The sequence below is a fragment of the Sphingosinithalassobacter sp. LHW66-3 genome (genome assembly GCF_050703275.1).
In the GTDB taxonomy this organism is placed as follows: domain Bacteria; phylum Pseudomonadota; class Alphaproteobacteria; order Sphingomonadales; family Sphingomonadaceae; genus Sphingomonas.
Genome location: NZ_CP193482.1, coordinates 1,962,475 through 1,978,034, shown reverse-complemented (window position 1 = coordinate 1,978,034; position 15,560 = coordinate 1,962,475). Strand labels below are relative to the sequence as shown.

At 67.8% G+C, this 15,560-nt stretch carries 12 protein-coding genes and 1 riboswitch; of the genes, 8 read left to right on the top strand and 4 right to left on the bottom strand.

The genetic code is table 11. The annotated features are described in order from the left end of the window. Positions 1–47: 47 nt before the first annotated feature. The 5 genes from ACQ450_RS09600 (at position 48) to ACQ450_RS09580 (ending at position 5,475) form a co-directional block, all read left to right on the top strand. Entirely contained in the window at positions 48–1,241 is a 1,194-nt protein-coding gene (locus tag ACQ450_RS09600) for a parallel beta-helix domain-containing protein (RefSeq protein WP_431469095.1), read from the top strand. Then, positions 1,241–2,284, top strand: a complete 1,044-nt coding sequence (locus tag ACQ450_RS09595) for an SO2930 family diheme c-type cytochrome (protein WP_431471198.1) — start codon at positions 1,241–1,243, stop codon at positions 2,282–2,284. The genes ACQ450_RS09600 and ACQ450_RS09595 overlap by 1 nt, the downstream gene beginning before the upstream one ends. A 169-nt stretch (positions 2,285–2,453) precedes the next feature. Next, positions 2,454–3,467: a TIGR04086 family membrane protein gene (locus ACQ450_RS09590; RefSeq protein ID WP_431469094.1), complete on the top strand. Its 1,014-nt coding sequence runs from the start codon at positions 2,454–2,456 to the stop codon at positions 3,465–3,467. Positions 3,468–3,577: 110 nt separating this feature from the next. Further along, positions 3,578–4,060, top strand: a complete 483-nt coding sequence (locus ACQ450_RS09585) for a hemerythrin domain-containing protein (protein ID WP_431469093.1) — start codon at positions 3,578–3,580, stop codon at positions 4,058–4,060. A 29-nt stretch (positions 4,061–4,089) separates the two neighbouring features. Continuing rightward, entirely contained in the window at positions 4,090–5,475 is a 1,386-nt protein-coding gene (locus ACQ450_RS09580) for a UdgX family uracil-DNA binding protein (protein WP_431469092.1), read from the top strand. A 13-nt stretch (positions 5,476–5,488) separates the two neighbouring features. Here ACQ450_RS09580 and ACQ450_RS09575 read toward each other — a convergent pair whose 3' ends face one another. Together ACQ450_RS09575 and ACQ450_RS09570 are read right to left on the bottom strand one after the other, a co-directional pair. Then, a complete protein-coding gene (locus ACQ450_RS09575; RefSeq protein WP_431469091.1) occupies positions 5,489–6,841 on the bottom strand; it encodes a cytochrome P450 in 1,353 nt (450 codons plus the stop codon). Then, positions 6,828–7,535 carry a DJ-1/PfpI family protein gene (locus ACQ450_RS09570; protein WP_431469090.1) on the bottom strand — a complete coding sequence of 236 codons (708 nt, stop codon included), beginning with the start codon at positions 7,533–7,535 and terminating at the stop codon, positions 6,828–6,830. The genes ACQ450_RS09575 and ACQ450_RS09570 overlap by 14 nt, the downstream gene beginning before the upstream one ends. Positions 7,536–7,553: 18 nt before the next feature. After that, positions 7,554–7,635: riboswitch (ZMP/ZTP riboswitch) on the bottom strand. 201 nt (positions 7,636–7,836) lie between these two features. Between ACQ450_RS09570 and ACQ450_RS09565 the strand changes: the two genes are divergently transcribed. From ACQ450_RS09565 to ACQ450_RS09555, 3 genes are read left to right on the top strand one after another with little or no spacing between them, the layout of a single operon-like run. Continuing rightward, the gene (locus ACQ450_RS09565; RefSeq protein ID WP_431469089.1) at positions 7,837–8,931 is read left to right on the top strand and encodes an aldose epimerase family protein; all 1,095 of its coding nucleotides are present in this window, start codon (positions 7,837–7,839) and stop codon (positions 8,929–8,931) included. Continuing rightward, positions 8,931–10,751 carry an IlvD/Edd family dehydratase gene (locus ACQ450_RS09560; protein ID WP_431469088.1) on the top strand — a complete coding sequence of 607 codons (1,821 nt, stop codon included), beginning with the start codon at positions 8,931–8,933 and terminating at the stop codon, positions 10,749–10,751. Before ACQ450_RS09565 ends, ACQ450_RS09560 begins: the two co-directional genes overlap by 1 nt. Before the next feature lie 10 nt (positions 10,752–10,761). After that, a complete protein-coding gene (locus tag ACQ450_RS09555; protein WP_431469087.1) occupies positions 10,762–11,634 on the top strand; it encodes an SMP-30/gluconolactonase/LRE family protein in 873 nt (290 codons plus the stop codon). 11 nt (positions 11,635–11,645) lie between these two features. On the opposite strand, the gene ACQ450_RS09550 is transcribed toward ACQ450_RS09555, so the two are convergent. Beyond that, complete coding sequence (locus ACQ450_RS09550) at positions 11,646–13,997, bottom strand: beta-L-arabinofuranosidase domain-containing protein (RefSeq protein ID WP_431469086.1); 2,352 nt, start codon at positions 13,995–13,997, stop codon at positions 11,646–11,648. A 5-nt stretch (positions 13,998–14,002) separates the two neighbouring features. Continuing rightward, positions 14,003–15,550, bottom strand: a complete 1,548-nt coding sequence (locus tag ACQ450_RS09545) for an alpha-N-arabinofuranosidase (protein ID WP_188053107.1) — start codon at positions 15,548–15,550, stop codon at positions 14,003–14,005. Positions 15,551–15,560: the final 10 nt, after the last annotated feature.

The window sequence follows — 15,560 nt, the reverse complement described above, 5'->3', positions numbered from 1 at the left end:
GCCGTGCAGTCATCCCGCATGATGTTCGAAAATATCGGAGGGATGCGATGCACTATCGACTGGCGGCAGCTGCATTATTGCTCTTTGCGTCATCGGCCTCGGCGCGCGATCTGATAGTAGAGGCAGGCCCGGATGCTCAGGAGCGGCTGCAACTCGCGCTCCTCGATGCGCAGCCGGGCGACACGGTGCGGATCGGCGCAGGCCGGTTCGAACTTACCGACGGGCTTTCGCTCGACGTCGATGGCGTGACCATCCGCGGGGCGGGGCCGGACCAGACCGTGCTGAGCTTCGCAAATCAGCTCGGCGCTGGCGAGGGGCTGCTGGTCACTTCGGACGATGTCGTGCTGCGCGATTTCGCGGTGGAGGATTCAAAGGGCGACGGGATCAAGTCGAAGGCCGCCGATCGCATCGTCTATCACAACGTCCGCGTCGAATGGACCGGCGGGCCGAGCGCAACCAACGGTGCCTATGGCGTCTATCCGGTCGAAAGCAGCGACGTGCTCGTCGATCGGGTCGTGGTGCGCGGCGCCTCCGATGCCGGCATCTATGTCGGCCAGTCGGAGAACATCATCGTCCGCAACTCGACGGTCGAGTACAACGTTGCCGGCATCGAGATCGAGAACAGCCGCCATGCCGATGTCTTCGGCAATGTCGCCACGCACAATACCGGCGGCATCCTGGTGTTCGACCTGCCGAACCTGCCGCGCGGAAACGGCGGAGACGTGCGCGTGTTCGAGAACCGCATCGTCGCCAACGACACCCCCAATTTCGCGCCCGCGGGCAACATCGTCGCGACCGTGCCGGTGGGTACCGGCGTTCTGGTGATGGCGAACGACAATGTCCATGTCTTCGACAATGAGCTTGCGGAGAACGGCACCGCCAATGTGATGGTCACTTCCTATCGCGAGAACTATGTCGACGCGGAGTACGACCCGCTCCCGCGGCGCGTCGTGATCCGCGACAACCGCCATGGCCGGACCGGCTTCGCGCCGGGCATTCCGGGCGGGGAGGCCCTGGCCGCGGCGCTGGGCGGCGCTCTGCCGCCGGTGCTGTGGGACGGAGTGGGGCCGGCCGCATCGCTGCGGCTCGAGGATGCGGTGCCTGCGCTGAGCATGGGGCTCACGCCGGGCGCGCCGCTGACGCAGGCCGATCCCCGGCCGGTCGATCTGAGCGGCGGCATGGACGCGCCCGAACCGCCGGCGGTGCGGCTGCCCGAAGCGATGGAGGCGGCGGCGCGGTGATGCGGCTCGCCAACCGGCTGGCGCTGCTGGTGATGCTGGCGGCAGCGCCCGTGGCGATCGCCGGGGCCGTGCGCCAGGCTGCGCCGGTCAACGATGCGGCGATCACCGAGGATGCGCTCCCGCCGCGTCTTTCCGACTACGGCTTCTTCGCCGACCTCTCCGCGCGGACGCCCGCGTCCGGCGTGCACCCGTACGACCTCAATACGCCGCTCTTCTCCGACTATTCGTTGAAGCAGCGCTATGTCTATGTTCCGGCGGGAACGGCGGCTCGCTACGATGCCGAGGCGGCGTTCGAATTCCCGGTCGGCTCCGCGCTGATCAAGACCTTCGGCTATGGCGAGGGAGCCGCATACCGGCCTATCGAGACGCGGCTGCTGCTGCGTCGCGCGTCGGGTTGGGTGGCGCTTCCCTATGTGTGGAACGCCGAGGGCACCGATGCCGAGCTGCGGCGCGCCGGAACGCGCGTGCCGATCGCCTTCACCGATCCTTCCGGACAGGAGCGGCGGATCAGCTATTCGGTGCCGAACGTCAACCAGTGCAAGGATTGCCATAATCTGGGCGGCGCGATCACGCCGATCGGGCCCAAGGCGCGCAACCTGAACGACGGCGTGCAGCTTCAGCGCTGGCATGCCGCGGGCGTTCTCGACCGCGCGCCCAAAGATGCGCCGCGCCTCGCGCGCTGGGACGATCCGCAGGCGTCGCTCGACGCACGCGCAACGGCCTATCTCGAAGTCAATTGCGCCCATTGCCATAATGCCCGTGGCTCGGCGAGCAATTCGGGCCTCTTTCTCGACTGGAGACAGCCCGATGCCGCAGCGCGCGGGATCGGCAAGCATCCCGCGGCGGCCGGGCGGGGCAGCGGCGGCCGCATGGTGGTGATCGATCCGGGAGCGCCCGAGGAGTCGATCCTGCTCTTCCGCATGGCGAGCACAGAGCCTGGAGTCGCCATGCCCGAGCTCGGCCGCGCGACCAGCCACGACGAAGCGCTGGCGATGCTGACGCGCTGGATCGCTATGATGCCCGAGCGCGGGCAGTCACAGTAGAGTTGTCTGCCGAACGGCAAAAATAGTGATGCCGCTCGACAATAATGATCGTCCGCACGGAACCTACTCGATTGGGCTCGGTTGCTTGAGGTGCGACGGGTGCACACACGCCGCATCGATGCCGGCACCCTGTCGCTGATGCTCCGCAGCATAGTACAGGGGAACGATCATGGTCGAGACGACGGCGGTTCACCGCGAACCGGTAGTGGCGCACGAAGTGGAAGCTCCGATGCCGCCGGGCTTGTTGAAACGGATATCCTGGGGCGCGATTTTCGCCGGGGCGATCATCGCGGTCGGCGTCACAATCCTGCTCGGGCTGCTGGGATCGGCGATCGGCGCGCGCGCGATCGATCCTGCCGAGGCCGCCGCCTTCGAAGGCGTCGGAATCGGTACGGCGGTCTGGTGGATCGCCACCAGCATCGTTGCGCTCGCCATCGGCGGGTTCGTCGCCGGCCGTACCTCCGGACAGGCGGATCGCTTTTCCGCGACCGCGCATGGCGCGGCGACCTGGGCGCTGGCGACGATCGCAACGCTGTGGCTGGCTTCCAGTGCGCTCGGCACGGTGGTGAACACCGCAACCGGCGCGATCACCACCGTCGCGCGCGCGAGCGCTTCTGTCGTGGGTACCGTTGGCGGCGCCGTGCTGCCCGGAGACGTCAATCTCGATCTCGAGGCACAGCAGACGCGCGAGGCGATCCGCAGCGAGGCATCGCAGATCCTCCGCAGCGCGGGTATCACGCAGGAGGACGCGATGGCCGCCCGTAACGCGGCGGAGACCGCGGGCGAGAATATCCTGCGCAGCCCCGGCGACGCGGGCGCCGAAATCGACCGGCTGGTCGACCGGCTCTTCACCGGGCCGAATGCCGCCTTCTCGCCCGAAGAGCGCGAGCAGCTCGTGCAGACGCTCGCAACGCGCGCGGGCGTGACTCCGCAGGAGGCGGAAACCATTGCCCGGCGCTGGGAGTCGCAGGCGAATACGGCGATGCAGAATGTGAGCACCACCGTCAGCGACGTTCGCGATGAAGCCGGAAAAGCGGGCGAACAGGCGCTTGACCTCGTTTCGACGATCGCCTGGTACGCCTTCTTCGCGTCGCTGCTGTCGTTGCTTGCCGCCGTGCTCGCAGCGGGAGCCGGAGCGCCGCGGCACGGCCATGCCGCCTATCGCGAGACGGTCGCGCGGTGAAGACGGGGCGCAGGTGCGGAGTCCGCGCGCCCCGCACCTGCGATCGACTCGCAGCGGCAACCCGAAGCCCTTCCGCTTGTTTGGCCATGGTAAGCGAAGGAGACCTTCCCATGGCCGAAGCCCGAATTTTCGCCGATCTGAAACAGGACCACGATCGCCAGCGCGACTTGCTGGGTCGCATCGTCGAGACATCCGGCGACAGCCCGGAGCGCCGCGAGCTGTTCGAGGCACTGCGCAAGGAGCTGCAGGCCCATGCCGCCGCCGAGGAAGAATCGCTCTATGCCACGATGCTCGCCGATCCGGACCTGCGCGACGACGCGCGCCACTCGGTTTCCGAGCACAAGGAAGTCGATGATCTGCTGGGCGAACTCGTCGAAACCGACATGAGTTCGAGCCAATGGCTCCAGAAGTTCAAGGAGCTCAAGCATCGTTACGAACATCATATCGACGAGGAGGAGGAAGAGATGTTCCCCGCCGCCGCGGAGGAGCTCTCGGACGCGCAGGAGGCGCGGCTCGCCGAAGTGTTCGAGACGCGGAAGCCCAAGGAATATGAGCGCGCCGAGCACGAACAGCCGGGCGACGCGCGCGAGTGACGGCGCGCAGGTGCGCAATGTGATGCGGCATGCGCGTCGCGACGCTTTCCGCTGAGGACGATTACGAGGGCTGGCGCGCCGCAGCGCGCACGCTGGCGTGCGCCGGCGTGGCGGCCGAAGAGGTCGTCTGGCGCGTCGACGGTGCGGCCTCGGACGATCTGTTCGCGGGCGAGCCGATCGCGGCCGAGCCTGCAACCGGGCGGTTCCGCGTTCCCCGTGCCTTTCCCGATCTTGCCGAAACGGCCGTGCTCCATTCCGACCCGGAGCGTTTCGCGCTGCTCTATGCCCTGCTGCTGCGGCTACGCGCGACGCCGAAGCTGCTCGAGGATTCGGCCGATCCGCTGGTGCGGCGCGTCGAGGGCCTCGCCAGGGCAGTGCAGCGCGACCTTCACAAGATGCGCGCCTTTCTCCGCTTCCGCGAAGTCGAGGAGGAGGACGCCGCGCGCTACGTCGCCTGGTTCGAGCCCGAACACCATATCGTGCGCCGCAATGCGAATTTCTTCGTCGATCGCTTCGCGTCGATGCGTTGGTCGATCCTCACGCCCGAGCTTTCGCTCCATTGGGATGGAACCATTCTGCGCGAAGGCCCCGGCGCCTCCCGGGCGGATGCGCCGGAGGAAGATCCGGTCGAGGCGGTGTGGAAGACCTATTATGCGGCGATCTTCAATCCGGCGCGGCTCAAGCCCGGTGCGATGTTGAAGGAGATGCCCCGCCGATACTGGAAAAACATGCCCGAGACCGCGTTGGTGCCCGAGCTGATGAAAGGCGCACGAGCGCGGGAGAGCGGCATGATCGAAGCGACGCCGGCAGCGGCCGGCGGCAATCTCCAGGCGGCATGGGAAGCGCTGCGCAACGAGGCGGCGAGCTGTACGCGCTGCCATCTCTACAAGCATGCGACGCAGACCGTCTTCGGCGAGGGCCCGATCAGCGCGCGGATGATGCTGGTCGGCGAGCAGCCGGGCGATCAGGAGGATCTGGCGGGCCGGCCGTTCGTCGGGCCGGCGGGGCAGATGCTCGATCGCGCGCTGGAAGCCGCCGGCGTCGATCGAAGCGAAACCTATGTCACCAACGCAGTGAAACATTTCAAGTTCGAGCCGCGCGGCAAGCGGCGCATCCACGCCAAGCCCGATGCCGGCGAGATCGAGGCGTGCCGCTGGTGGATCGAGCAGGAGACGATGCTGCTCCGGCCGGAGATCACCGTCGCCCTGGGGGCGACTGCCGCGCGCGCGCTGCTCGGCAGGACGGTGACGATCGGGCGCGAGCGCGGCCGGCCGCTCGACCTGCCGGGCGGCGGCCGGGGCTGGATCACGGTCCATCCGAGCTATCTGCTCCGCATTCCCGACAAGGCGCGCGCCGCGGACGAGTTCGAGCGCTTCGTGGACGATTTGAAAGGCGCCCACACGCTGCTGGCGTGACGCCCGGCGCCGGTCAGATCGGCGTCACCTGTACCGGCAGCCCGCCTTTCGGCCGCAGCGTCACGCTCCCCAGCGGTTCGACGATCGCGCCCTCGGGAAGCGCGAAGCGCCGCGCGACCAGCCAGTGCGCCAGGATGACGAGCGCCTCGACGGTAGCGAAACGCGCGCCGACGCAAACCCGCGGTCCGCCGCCGAAGGGGAGGTATTGGAAGCGATGGCGCGCGCGCTCGCGCCCGGGCGCGAACCGCTCGGGATCGAAACGGTCTGGATCGTCCCAGAGTCGCTCGTGCCGATGGATCAGCCACGGCCAGAGCGAGACGATCTCTCCCCTGCGGATGGCATGGCCGCTCAATTCGTCCGCGTTCACCGCTTCGCGCTCCATTCGCGGCACGGGCGGATAGAGCCGCAAGGCCTCGTCCAGGATCTGGCGAAGGTACGGCAGCCGCTCGGGCAGCGTCTCGGCCGGACCGTCAAGCGCGGCGCGCGCCTCGGCGCGGGCACGTTCCTGAACCGCCTGGTCTCCCGCCAGCAGATAGATGCTCCACGCGAGCGCGTTGGCCGTCGTCTCGTGCCCCGCGACATAGAAGGTCGCGGCATTGTCGATCGCCAGCGTTTCGGCTTCGTGTGCCGGAAACCGCGCGTGGAGATCGCGGATGATCCCGCCGAGGAAATCCGGGCCGCCGTCGGCCCCGCGCTCGCGCACAATCTCGGTGAGCATCGCGCGCATGTAGCGGCGGCCGCGTTCCCCGGCGCGTGCGATATGCCCGATTCGGATGCCCGGCATGCCCAGCAGCGCAGTGACGCGCACTTGCCCGACGGCGATCAGTGCATCCTCGATGTGGCGGAGCGCGCGCGCGCTGTTCAGGCGCGGATCGCCCGAAAAGAGTGCGTCGGCGATGATCGCGAGGGTGGTGTGCGTCGCCGCGCGGGCGATGTCGATCGTGCCGCTTTCGGGCCAGCTCTGCACCCGCGCCTCGGCGGCATCGGCCATCAGGCCGGTCAGCCGGGAAACCGCGCCGGGCGCGAAGCTCGCCGCGACCAGCTTGCGCTGGGTGCGCCACAGCTCGCCTTCGGCGGTGAGCAGGCCGCGCCCGATCAGCGGTGCGATCAGCCGCTTCACCAGGCGCGGCTTTTCGTAGTTGGCGACATTGTCGAGCAGCACGCGCTGCACGGCATCGGGATGCCGCGGAATATGGACGGTGATCCCGAGCACCCGCCGCTGCACATACCAGTCGCGGAACGCCGCTTCGCTCCACCCGACGACCGAATTGCGCGCATGTTCGCCGAACAGGCTGCGCAGCGGCGAGGAAAGGCGCTGCGGCCGCACCGGCCGTACCGGGAAGAACGCGCCTTCAGCCTGCGTCATGATCCGCCATCGCCTCCGCCACTGCCCTGATGCGTGCTTCCCGGTCGGGCGCCTGACGGGCCGCGATCGTGCGATAGCGCTCGAGCGTAGCGGCATCTGCGCGGTCCGGCGATCCCGAATCGAACGGCGGCGCCGGATCATATTCGAGGCCGAGCTGCACCAGCCGGGCGTGCGCTTCGCCCCGGATCGCGGCGGTCAGCGCAAGCGCGAAGTCAATGCCCGCCGTCACGCCGCCGCCGGTCACGCGATTACGATCGAATACGACGCGTTCGGCCACCGGCTCGGCGCCGAACCAGTTGAGCTGGTGGCGGGACGCCCAGTGGCAGGCGGCGCGATAGCCGGTGAGCAGGCCGGCTGCGGCGAGCAGCAGCGATCCTGTGCACACGCTTGTCACCCATTGCGCCTCGCCGCCCATGCGGCGCAGCCAGGCGAGCGTTTCGACGTCCTCCATCGCTGCCACGGTTCCAGCACCACCCGGAACGCAGAGGATGTCGGTGGTCGCGATATCCTCGAACCGGGCGGTCGGCAGAAGCGCGAACTGCGAGTCGGTGCGTACCGGATCCAGCGTGCGGGCTACCAGGTCGAGACGGACATGGCCGAGCCGCGACAGGACCTGGGCAGGGCCAGCGAGATCGAGCTGGGTGACGTTCGGAAACAACAGAAAGGCGATGTGCAGCGGGGGCGATTCGGCCATGGCGTTCCTCCATCCGGGAAGGGGTGCCCAGGCGATGCGGCGCCGTGCCGCTCGCGCTTCCCGATGGTGCTCCATCCGATCGCCAGTCACGCGAGCGATACCGTGATAGCGCAGCCGCCCATGCCCGGGAAGCGGCGAACCAGCGAGCGGCATGCGCAGCAGCTTGGGCGCGCATCGCTCGCTTTTCGCTTGTCCTTTCGCGTGAGACTTGCCAATTGTCTGAGTAAATGAGCATGACAGCGGGAGAGGTGCATTGGCTGGCAGGATTTCTGGGGCGCTCGGCCTCGCAATGGCGCTCGTGATGAGCGCGCCGGCGCAAGCGGCGGACGCGAAGCGCGAGGCGTTCGGTACGCTCGCGGACGGCACGCCGATCGAGAAGGTCACGCTGACCAACGCCAACGGCATGTCGGCGACGGTGATGACGCTGGGTGCGACGCTCCAGGCGCTGATGGTGCCCGATCGCGACGGGAATGTCGCCGACGTGGTGCTCGGCTACGACACCGCCGCCGAATATCTCGAGAATCCGCAATATTTCGGGGCCACCGTAGGCCGCTATGCCAACCGCATCGCCGGCGGCAGCTTCAGCCTCGACGGCCAGCGCTTCACGCTCGAAACCAACGACGGGCCGAACCATCTGCACGGCGGCGTCGCCGGCTTCGACAAGCGGGTCTGGACGATTACCTCGGTCACCAGTGGACCCGAGGCGAAGGTGGTGCTCAGCTATCGCAGCCCCGACGGCGAAGGCGGCTATCCGGGCACGCTGGTCGCCACCGCGACCTACACGCTCAACGAAGCCAATGAGCTCAAGATCGAATATGGCGCGGTGACCGATGCGCCGACGGTGGTGAACATCACCAATCACAGCTTCTTCAATCTCGCCGGTGGCGCGATCGATGCTCCGGCCGCCGTGTCGCAGCGGCTGACGCTGAATGCCTCGCGTTTCACGCCGGTGAACGAGACGCTGATCCCGACCGGCGAACTGCGCCCCGTCGAAGATACTCCCTTCGATTTCCGCGCGCCGACCGTCATCGCCGAGCGGATCCGCAACGGCCATAACGAGCAGATCCGCATCGGGCGCGGCTATGATCACAATTATGTGCTCGACGGCGCTTCGGGTGCCCTGCGTCCCGCCGTCCGGCTCGAGGATCCGGTCTCCGGCCGAGTGATGGAGATCGAAAGCGATGCTCCCGGCCTCCAATTCTATTCGGGCAATTTCCTCGACGGCACCGTGACCGGCAAGGGCGGGCGCATCTATCGCCAGGGCGACGGGCTGTGCTTCGAGCCGCAGGTCTTCCCCGACAGCCCGAACCAGCCGAGCTTTCCGACCGCGCGTCTGAATCCCGGCGAGACCTACAGCAACACCATGGTGCTGCGCTTCTCCGTTGCGAGTAATTGATGACTTCCCACGACAGCACGCCACCGTCCGGCGCCGAGCCCCGCAAGCTGCGGTCGCGCGCCTGGTTCGACGATCCGACGAATGCCGACATGACAGCGCTCTATCTGGAGCGCTACATGAACTTCGGCCTGTCGCTCGCCGAGCTGCAGTCGGGCAAGCCGATCATCGGCATCGCGCAGACGGGCAGCGATCTCAGTCCCTGCAATCGACACCATCTGGTGCTCGCCGAGCGCGTACGCGAAGGCGTGCGCGAGGCTGGCGGGATCGCGATCGAGTTTCCGGTCCACCCGATCCAGGAAACGGGGAAGCGCCCGACCGCCGGGCTCGACCGCAACCTGGCCTATCTGGGGCTGGTCGAAATACTGTTCGGCTACCCGCTCGACGGCGTGGTGCTCACCACCGGCTGCGACAAGACGACGCCTGCCTGCCTGATGGCCGCGGCGACGGTGAACATCCCGGCGATCGCGCTGTCGGTCGGACCGATGCTCAACGGCTGGCACAAGGGCGAGCGCACGGGCTCCGGCACGATCGTGTGGAAAGCGCGCGAGCTGCTCGCCGCGGGCGATATCGACTATCAGGGCTTCATCAAGCTGGTCGCCAGCTCGGCACCCTCTACCGGCTATTGCAACACGATGGGCACGGCGACGACGATGAACTCGCTCACCGAGGCGCTGGGCATGTCGCTGCCCGGTTCGGCGGCGATTCCCGCGCCCTATCGCGATCGCCAGGAAGTGGCGTACGAAACCGGCAAGCAGATCGTCGAGATGGTGCATGCCGATCGCAAGCCGTCCGACATCCTGACGCGCGAAGCGTTCCTCAACGCGATCCGAGTCAATTCGGCGATCGGCGGCTCGACCAACGCGCCGATCCATCTCAACGCCATCGCCCGCCATATCGGCGTCGATCTCGGCATCGACGACTGGCAGACCTATGGCCGCGACATCCCGTTGCTGGTGAACCTCCAGCCGGCGGGCGAATTCCTCGGCGAGGATTATTATCGCGCCGGCGGCGTTCCCGCGGTGGTCGCTCAGCTCATCGGGCAGGGGCTGATCCACGAAGGCGCGCTGACGGTGAACGGTCGCAGCATCGGCGACAATTGCCGCGATGCGACGATCGAGGACGAGCGGGTGATCCTGCCTTATGATCGGCCGATGCGCCCTGCGGCCGGCTTCTCGGTGCTGCGCGGCAATCTGTTCGACAGCGCGATCATGAAACAGTCGGTGATCTCCGACGATTTCCGCAAGCGCTATCTGCAGAACCCGGACGATCCCAACGCCTTCGAGGGGCCGGTGATCGTATTCGACGGGCCCGAGGATTATCACGCGCGGATCGACGATCCCGATCTCGACGTCACCGAGCACACGCTGCTGATCATGCGCGGCGCCGGGCCGATCGGCTATCCGGGCGCGGCCGAAGTGGTGAACATGCGGCCGCCGGTGAAGCTGATCAAGGCGGGGGTTCAGGCGCTGCCGTGCATCGGCGACGGGCGCCAGTCGGGCACGTCGGGAAGCCCGTCGATCCTCAACGCTTCGCCCGAAGCGGCGGCAGGCGGGGGACTGGCGCTGCTCCGGACCGGCGATCGGGTGCGGGTCGATCTCAACAAGGGTGAAGCGAACATCCTGATCTCCGACGAGGAGCTGGCGCGGCGGCGCGAGGAGCTGGCGGCGAACGGCGGCTTCCCCTTCCCGGCGAGCCAGACCCCGTGGCAGGAGCTGCAGCGCGGCGTCACCGGACAGCTGGAAACCGGAGCGGTGCTCGAGAATTCGGTCAAGTATCAGCGGCTGGCGCAGACCGTCGGCGTGCCGCGGCACAATCACTGAGGAGAGCGGGATGGGCGCGCATTATCGCGTGATCGAGCGCGGCGCGGTCCGCGATCGGCTCGGCGAGGGCCTGTTCTGGTCGGCGCGCGAGAATGCCGTCTACTGGACCGACATTCTCGGCCAGGCGCTCAACCGGCTGGCACTCGACAGCGGCGAAGTGCGGCGCTGGGACGTTCCCGAGATGATCGGTTGGGTGATCGGCCGCCGCGATGCACCGGGGCTGATCGCGGGGCTCCAGAGCGGTTTTGCCGAGCTGGAGATCCACCGCGACCGCGTGGAGATCCGCCCCATCGCCGATCCCGAGCCCGATCTGCCGGAAAATCGCCTCAACGACGCGAAAGCCGACCGCGACGGGCGGATCTGGGCCGGATCGATGCCGGTGAGCGCCGATCGCCCCACCGGCGGCCTTCATTGCCTCGAACCCGACCGCAGCGTCCGTCGGATCGACGAAGGCTATATCGTCGCCAACGGCCCCGCCTTCTGCCCCGAAGGCCGCTGGCTCTATCACACCGACACCGGGCTCGGCATCGTCTACCGCTTCCGGCTGGGCGAGGGGGGCACGGCGACGGACCGCGAGCCGTTCATCCGCTTTGACCGCGAATGGGGCAAGCCCGACGGGATGACCGTCGACGCCGAGGGCGGCCTCTGGATCGCGCATTGGGGCGGCGCGTGTGTGAGCCGCTTCACGCCCGAGGGCGTGCGCGAGCGGGCGATCACTCTGCCGGCGACTCAGATCACCAATGTCTGTTTCGCAGGCCCGGATCTCGATCGGATGTTCGTCACCTCGGCCGCCGACGGCCGCGCGTTCGAGCCGCTCGCCGGTGCCCTGTTCGAAGTCGACGCCGGCGTTCGCGGCCTCGCCCCCAATCTCTACGCCGGCTGAGGCGCGCTGCCTCAGGCGTCCGCGGCGGCGGCCGCCTCGAGCATCCGAACCTCGTAAACGGGAGCGTCCGACCCCTTGGTTTCGAACCGCACGGTGACGCGCTCCTTCCCGCGCGTCAGCGCCTCGGGAAGCGGATAGGTCGCCGCCACGAACGCGCGCACCGGCGCGCTCGCCCGGCGCTCGGTCGCGATCGGCTGGCCGTCGATTGAGATGACGAAGTGTTTGTCGACTTCCTCGCCCCAATAGAGCGCCTGGAGCACCATCGGCCCCGGCCGCACGGCGAGATCGAACTCCATATAGTTGCCGACGCCCCACCAAGCCTGACGCCCGGCGCGTCCCTGCCAGGAGAGGAGATCGGCGTGGTTCGCGCGGAAGCCATGATCGCGCTCGGGCTGCATTTCGCCCAGATGCAGCACGTCCACCGTCCGCGCGGCGAGAGCGGCGCGTGCCCGTTCGGCGGCGACGAACCCGGCCTCCTCCTCGGCCCATTGGGCGGCGGTGAAGACGGGGAAATAGACTGCGCTGCGCCGGTCATGCTGGCGATGGAAGGGAAGGAGCGAGAGCCCCTCGGGCCGAACGCCGGGCAATGCGAAGCGGTGCGCTTCGCCGGTCGCGCGTGCGGCGCTCGTCGGCGTATCGGCAACGATCGCGGGGGGCAGTCCCTCGAACGTCGGCGTGTCCGCCGGGCCGAGATCGGCGGCCAGCACCACCGGGCCGTTGACGAATGCGACGATGCGCGGATCGTCCGGCGTCGCTTCGGTGCGCAGCGCCATCGGCAGGTGCAGTGTCAGCCGGTCGCCCGGGCTCCAGCGTCGGGTGAGCACGGCATAGCCGCTCCGCCGATCGAACGCCGCAGGGCTGCCGTTCAGCAGCAGCGCGGGCGCTTCCGCCCAGCCGGGAAGGCGAAGCGCGATCGCGAGCGGCGCGTCCGGCGCCTCGGCGACGACCAGATGGACGTCCTCCACATCCGGGTAGCGGGTTTCGAGCGCCACCTTGAGCCCGCGTTCGGCCCAGCGCGCCTCGGAGGGGATGAACAGATTGACGAACAGCGTGTCGTCGCCCTGCCAGTAGATCGAATCGCCATGCTTGGCGTGGCTTTCCATCCCCGAGCCGAAGCAGCACCAGAAACTGTCCTCGAGCGTCGACCAGGTCCGCCGCGAGCCCGAGCTGAGCGGCATGAAATAATTGTACATGCCGGTTTCGGGGTGCTGGTGCCCGAGAATGTGATTGAGATGCACGCGCTCGTAGAAATCGAACAGCGCGGCGTCGGGCGCCCAGCTCCACAGGTGCCGGGTGAGCTTGAGCATGTTGTAGCTGTTGCACGCCTCGCAGGTGCGATCGGTGATATAGGGCGAGAGGATGTCGGGCGGCCCGAAATGCTCGCGGTCCGAATTGCCGCCGATTACATAGCTGTGGTGGTTCACCACCGTGTCGCGGAAAAAGCGTGCCGCCTGCGCATGCGCGGGGTCGCCGGTCAGCTCGTAGAGCCGCGCGAGGCCGATCAGCTTCGGAATCTGGGTGTTCGCGTGGAGCCCGGGCAGGATGTTGCGCTGCGCGGTCAGCGGGTCGAGCACGCGCCGGTCGCGGATCCGCTCGGCGATGCGTAGCCAGCGCGGGTCGCCGGTCAGGGCATAGGTCTCGGCATAGCTGTCGTTCAGCCCGCCATATTCGGCGACGAGCAGTTGCTGCATCTGCTCGTCCGAGAGCCCTTCCAGGATGGTGCCGAGATAGTCTGCCATGCCGAGCAGGACGGGATGCGCGGGCTCGACGTCGCCGAGCCGGATCGCGTCGATCAGCCCGGCGTGCACCTTGTGCCAGGTATAGAGCGGCACCCAGCCGCCGTTGACGTCGAAGCCGCCGGTGCGGATGTCGCCGCGGCGAACCTCCTCGAAGATGATCTTGCCGTCGACGACTGCACCGTCGCGCTCGACGGTGGTGCCGCCGATATAGCCGTCGCCATGCGCCGCCTGGCAGCGGGCGAGTTCGGCCACGGTATAGGCCAGGCGCTCGCGGAAGGCCGGGTCGCCTGTCTGCGCATATTGGAGCGCACAGGCGGTGAGATAGTGGCCGAGCGAATGGCCCGCGATGCCGCGTGCCTCCCAGCCGCCATAGACGTCGCCCTTGGGCGGCAGGCCGGCGCTGGCGTGGAAATTGTGGAGCAGCCGGTCGGGCTCAAGCGCGAGCAGTACCCGGCCATTTGCCTCGACCGCGGTGCGATAGGGGGAGGGACCGAGCCGGACCGCATGCAACGGCAGCGGGGCGGCACGCACCCGTTCATCGGGAGCCGCGCGCGCCGCGGCGAGCGCCGGGCCGGCGAGCGCAAGCGCGCTCGCCGAACCCAGGAAGCCGCGGCGCGACAGCATCGCGCTTACTCCACCGCGACGACTGCGATCGACTTCGCCGGCAGGTCGAAGGCGAGGCGGCCGTTGTGGGTGGTGCCCTGATAGGCGACCGGCTGAATGGTGTTCGGCCGGTCGAAGGTGTTGCGGGTATCGAGCTCCGGCCCGGTCAGGATCCGGCCCGTCGCGCGACCGGTGAGCCCCGTCTCGATGCGCGCCGGGCGCTCGGGATCGACGTTAACCAGCGAGAGGTAGAGCTTGCCGTCGGTGCCGCGGGCGGCGGAAACGTCGACCATCGGCATCTCATACTCGCCCTGGGTATAATTCGGCCCCTCGACCTGTGCGGGCAGGGGAGTCGCCCCCCGGAAGGGCATGTACATGTCGAAGATGTGATAGGTCGGCGTCAGCACCATCCGCTCGCCGTCGGTCAGGATCATCGCCTGAAGGACGTTCACCATCTGGGCGATGTTGGCCATCTTCACGCGCTCGGTGTGGCGGTGAAAGATGTTGAGCGTCAGCGCCGCGACATGGGCGTCGCGCAGCGTGTTCTGCTGATAGAGGAAGCCCGGCGTCGATCCCGGCTCCTGATCGTACCAGGTGCCCCATTCGTCGACGAACAGCGCGACTCGATTCTCCGGATCATAGCGATCCATGATCGCGCTGTGGCGAGTCACCAGCTCATCCATCCGCCGCGCATTGTGGAGTGTGGAGGCCCATTTCTCGACCGGGAAGCCGGTTGCCGGGCCCTTGTCCTCCCAGCTGCCGGGGAAGGTGTAATAGTGGATGCTGATCGCGTTCATGTGGTTGCGCGCTTCGCGCATCAGCACTTCGGTGAAATTGTAATCGTCGATGTTCGCGCCGGTGGCGACCTTCACGATCGGATCGGTGCCCCACGGCGTCTTGACGAAGGTCTGGTAGCGCCGGTGCAGGTCGGCCGAATATTCGGGCCGCATGTTGCCGCCGCAGCCCCAGCTTTCGTTGCCGACGCCGAAATATTTCACCTTCCACGGCTCTTCGCGGCCGTTCGCGCGGCGCTCGTTGGCCAGCGTCGATTGGCTGTCCGAGGTCATATATTCGACCCAGCGGCCCATCTCGATCGGCGGCAGCGATCCCATGTTGCCGGCGACATAGGCGTCGGCGCCCAGCATCTCGGTGAAATTCATGAATTCATGCGTACCGAAGCTGTTGTCCTCGGTGACGCCGCCCCAGTGGCTGTTGACGCGCACCGGCCGCTGGTCGCGCGGGCCGATGCCGTCGCGCCAGTCATATTCGTCGGCGAAGCAGCCGCCGGGCCAGCGGATCACCGGCACCTGGAGGCGGCGCAGCGCTGCGAGCACATCGTTGCGATAGCCGTTGGTGTTGGGAATCGGCGAATCCTCGCCCACCCAGATCCCTTCGTAGATGCCGCGGCCCAGATGCTCGGCGAACTGGCCATAGATGGCAGGTTCGATCCGGGCGCCCGGGTTTTCGGAGTCCACCGTCACACGCACGGTCGCGGGCGCTTGTTGCGCGCTCGCCGGTGCCGCCAGCGCGGCAGTGGCCGCGAATGGCAGGAGGAACCGCTTGAGCAATTTCATTCAACCTCTC

Excerpts from the sequence above, each read along its gene's own strand:
- ACQ450_RS09600 (WP_431469095.1), top strand. The coding sequence starts at position 48 with ATGCACTATCGACTGGCGGCAGCTGCATTATTGCTCTTTGCGTCATCG.
- ACQ450_RS09595 (WP_431471198.1), top strand. The coding sequence starts at position 1,241 with ATGCGGCTCGCCAACCGGCTGGCGCTGCTGGTGATGCTGGCGGCAGCG.
- ACQ450_RS09590 (WP_431469094.1), top strand. The coding sequence starts at position 2,454 with ATGGTCGAGACGACGGCGGTTCACCGCGAACCGGTAGTGGCGCACGAA.
- ACQ450_RS09585 (WP_431469093.1), top strand. The coding sequence starts at position 3,578 with ATGGCCGAAGCCCGAATTTTCGCCGATCTGAAACAGGACCACGATCGC.
- ACQ450_RS09580 (WP_431469092.1), top strand. The coding sequence starts at position 4,090 with ATGCGCGTCGCGACGCTTTCCGCTGAGGACGATTACGAGGGCTGGCGC.
- ACQ450_RS09575 (WP_431469091.1), bottom strand. The coding sequence starts at position 6,841 with ATGACGCAGGCTGAAGGCGCGTTCTTCCCGGTACGGCCGGTGCGGCCG.
- ACQ450_RS09570 (WP_431469090.1), bottom strand. The coding sequence starts at position 7,535 with ATGGCCGAATCGCCCCCGCTGCACATCGCCTTTCTGTTGTTTCCGAAC.
- ACQ450_RS09565 (WP_431469089.1), top strand. The coding sequence starts at position 7,837 with ATGAGCGCGCCGGCGCAAGCGGCGGACGCGAAGCGCGAGGCGTTCGGT.
- ACQ450_RS09560 (WP_431469088.1), top strand. The coding sequence starts at position 8,931 with ATGACTTCCCACGACAGCACGCCACCGTCCGGCGCCGAGCCCCGCAAG.
- ACQ450_RS09555 (WP_431469087.1), top strand. The coding sequence starts at position 10,762 with ATGGGCGCGCATTATCGCGTGATCGAGCGCGGCGCGGTCCGCGATCGG.
- ACQ450_RS09550 (WP_431469086.1), bottom strand. The coding sequence starts at position 13,997 with ATGCTGTCGCGCCGCGGCTTCCTGGGTTCGGCGAGCGCGCTTGCGCTC.
- ACQ450_RS09545 (WP_188053107.1), bottom strand. The coding sequence starts at position 15,550 with ATGAAATTGCTCAAGCGGTTCCTCCTGCCATTCGCGGCCACTGCCGCG.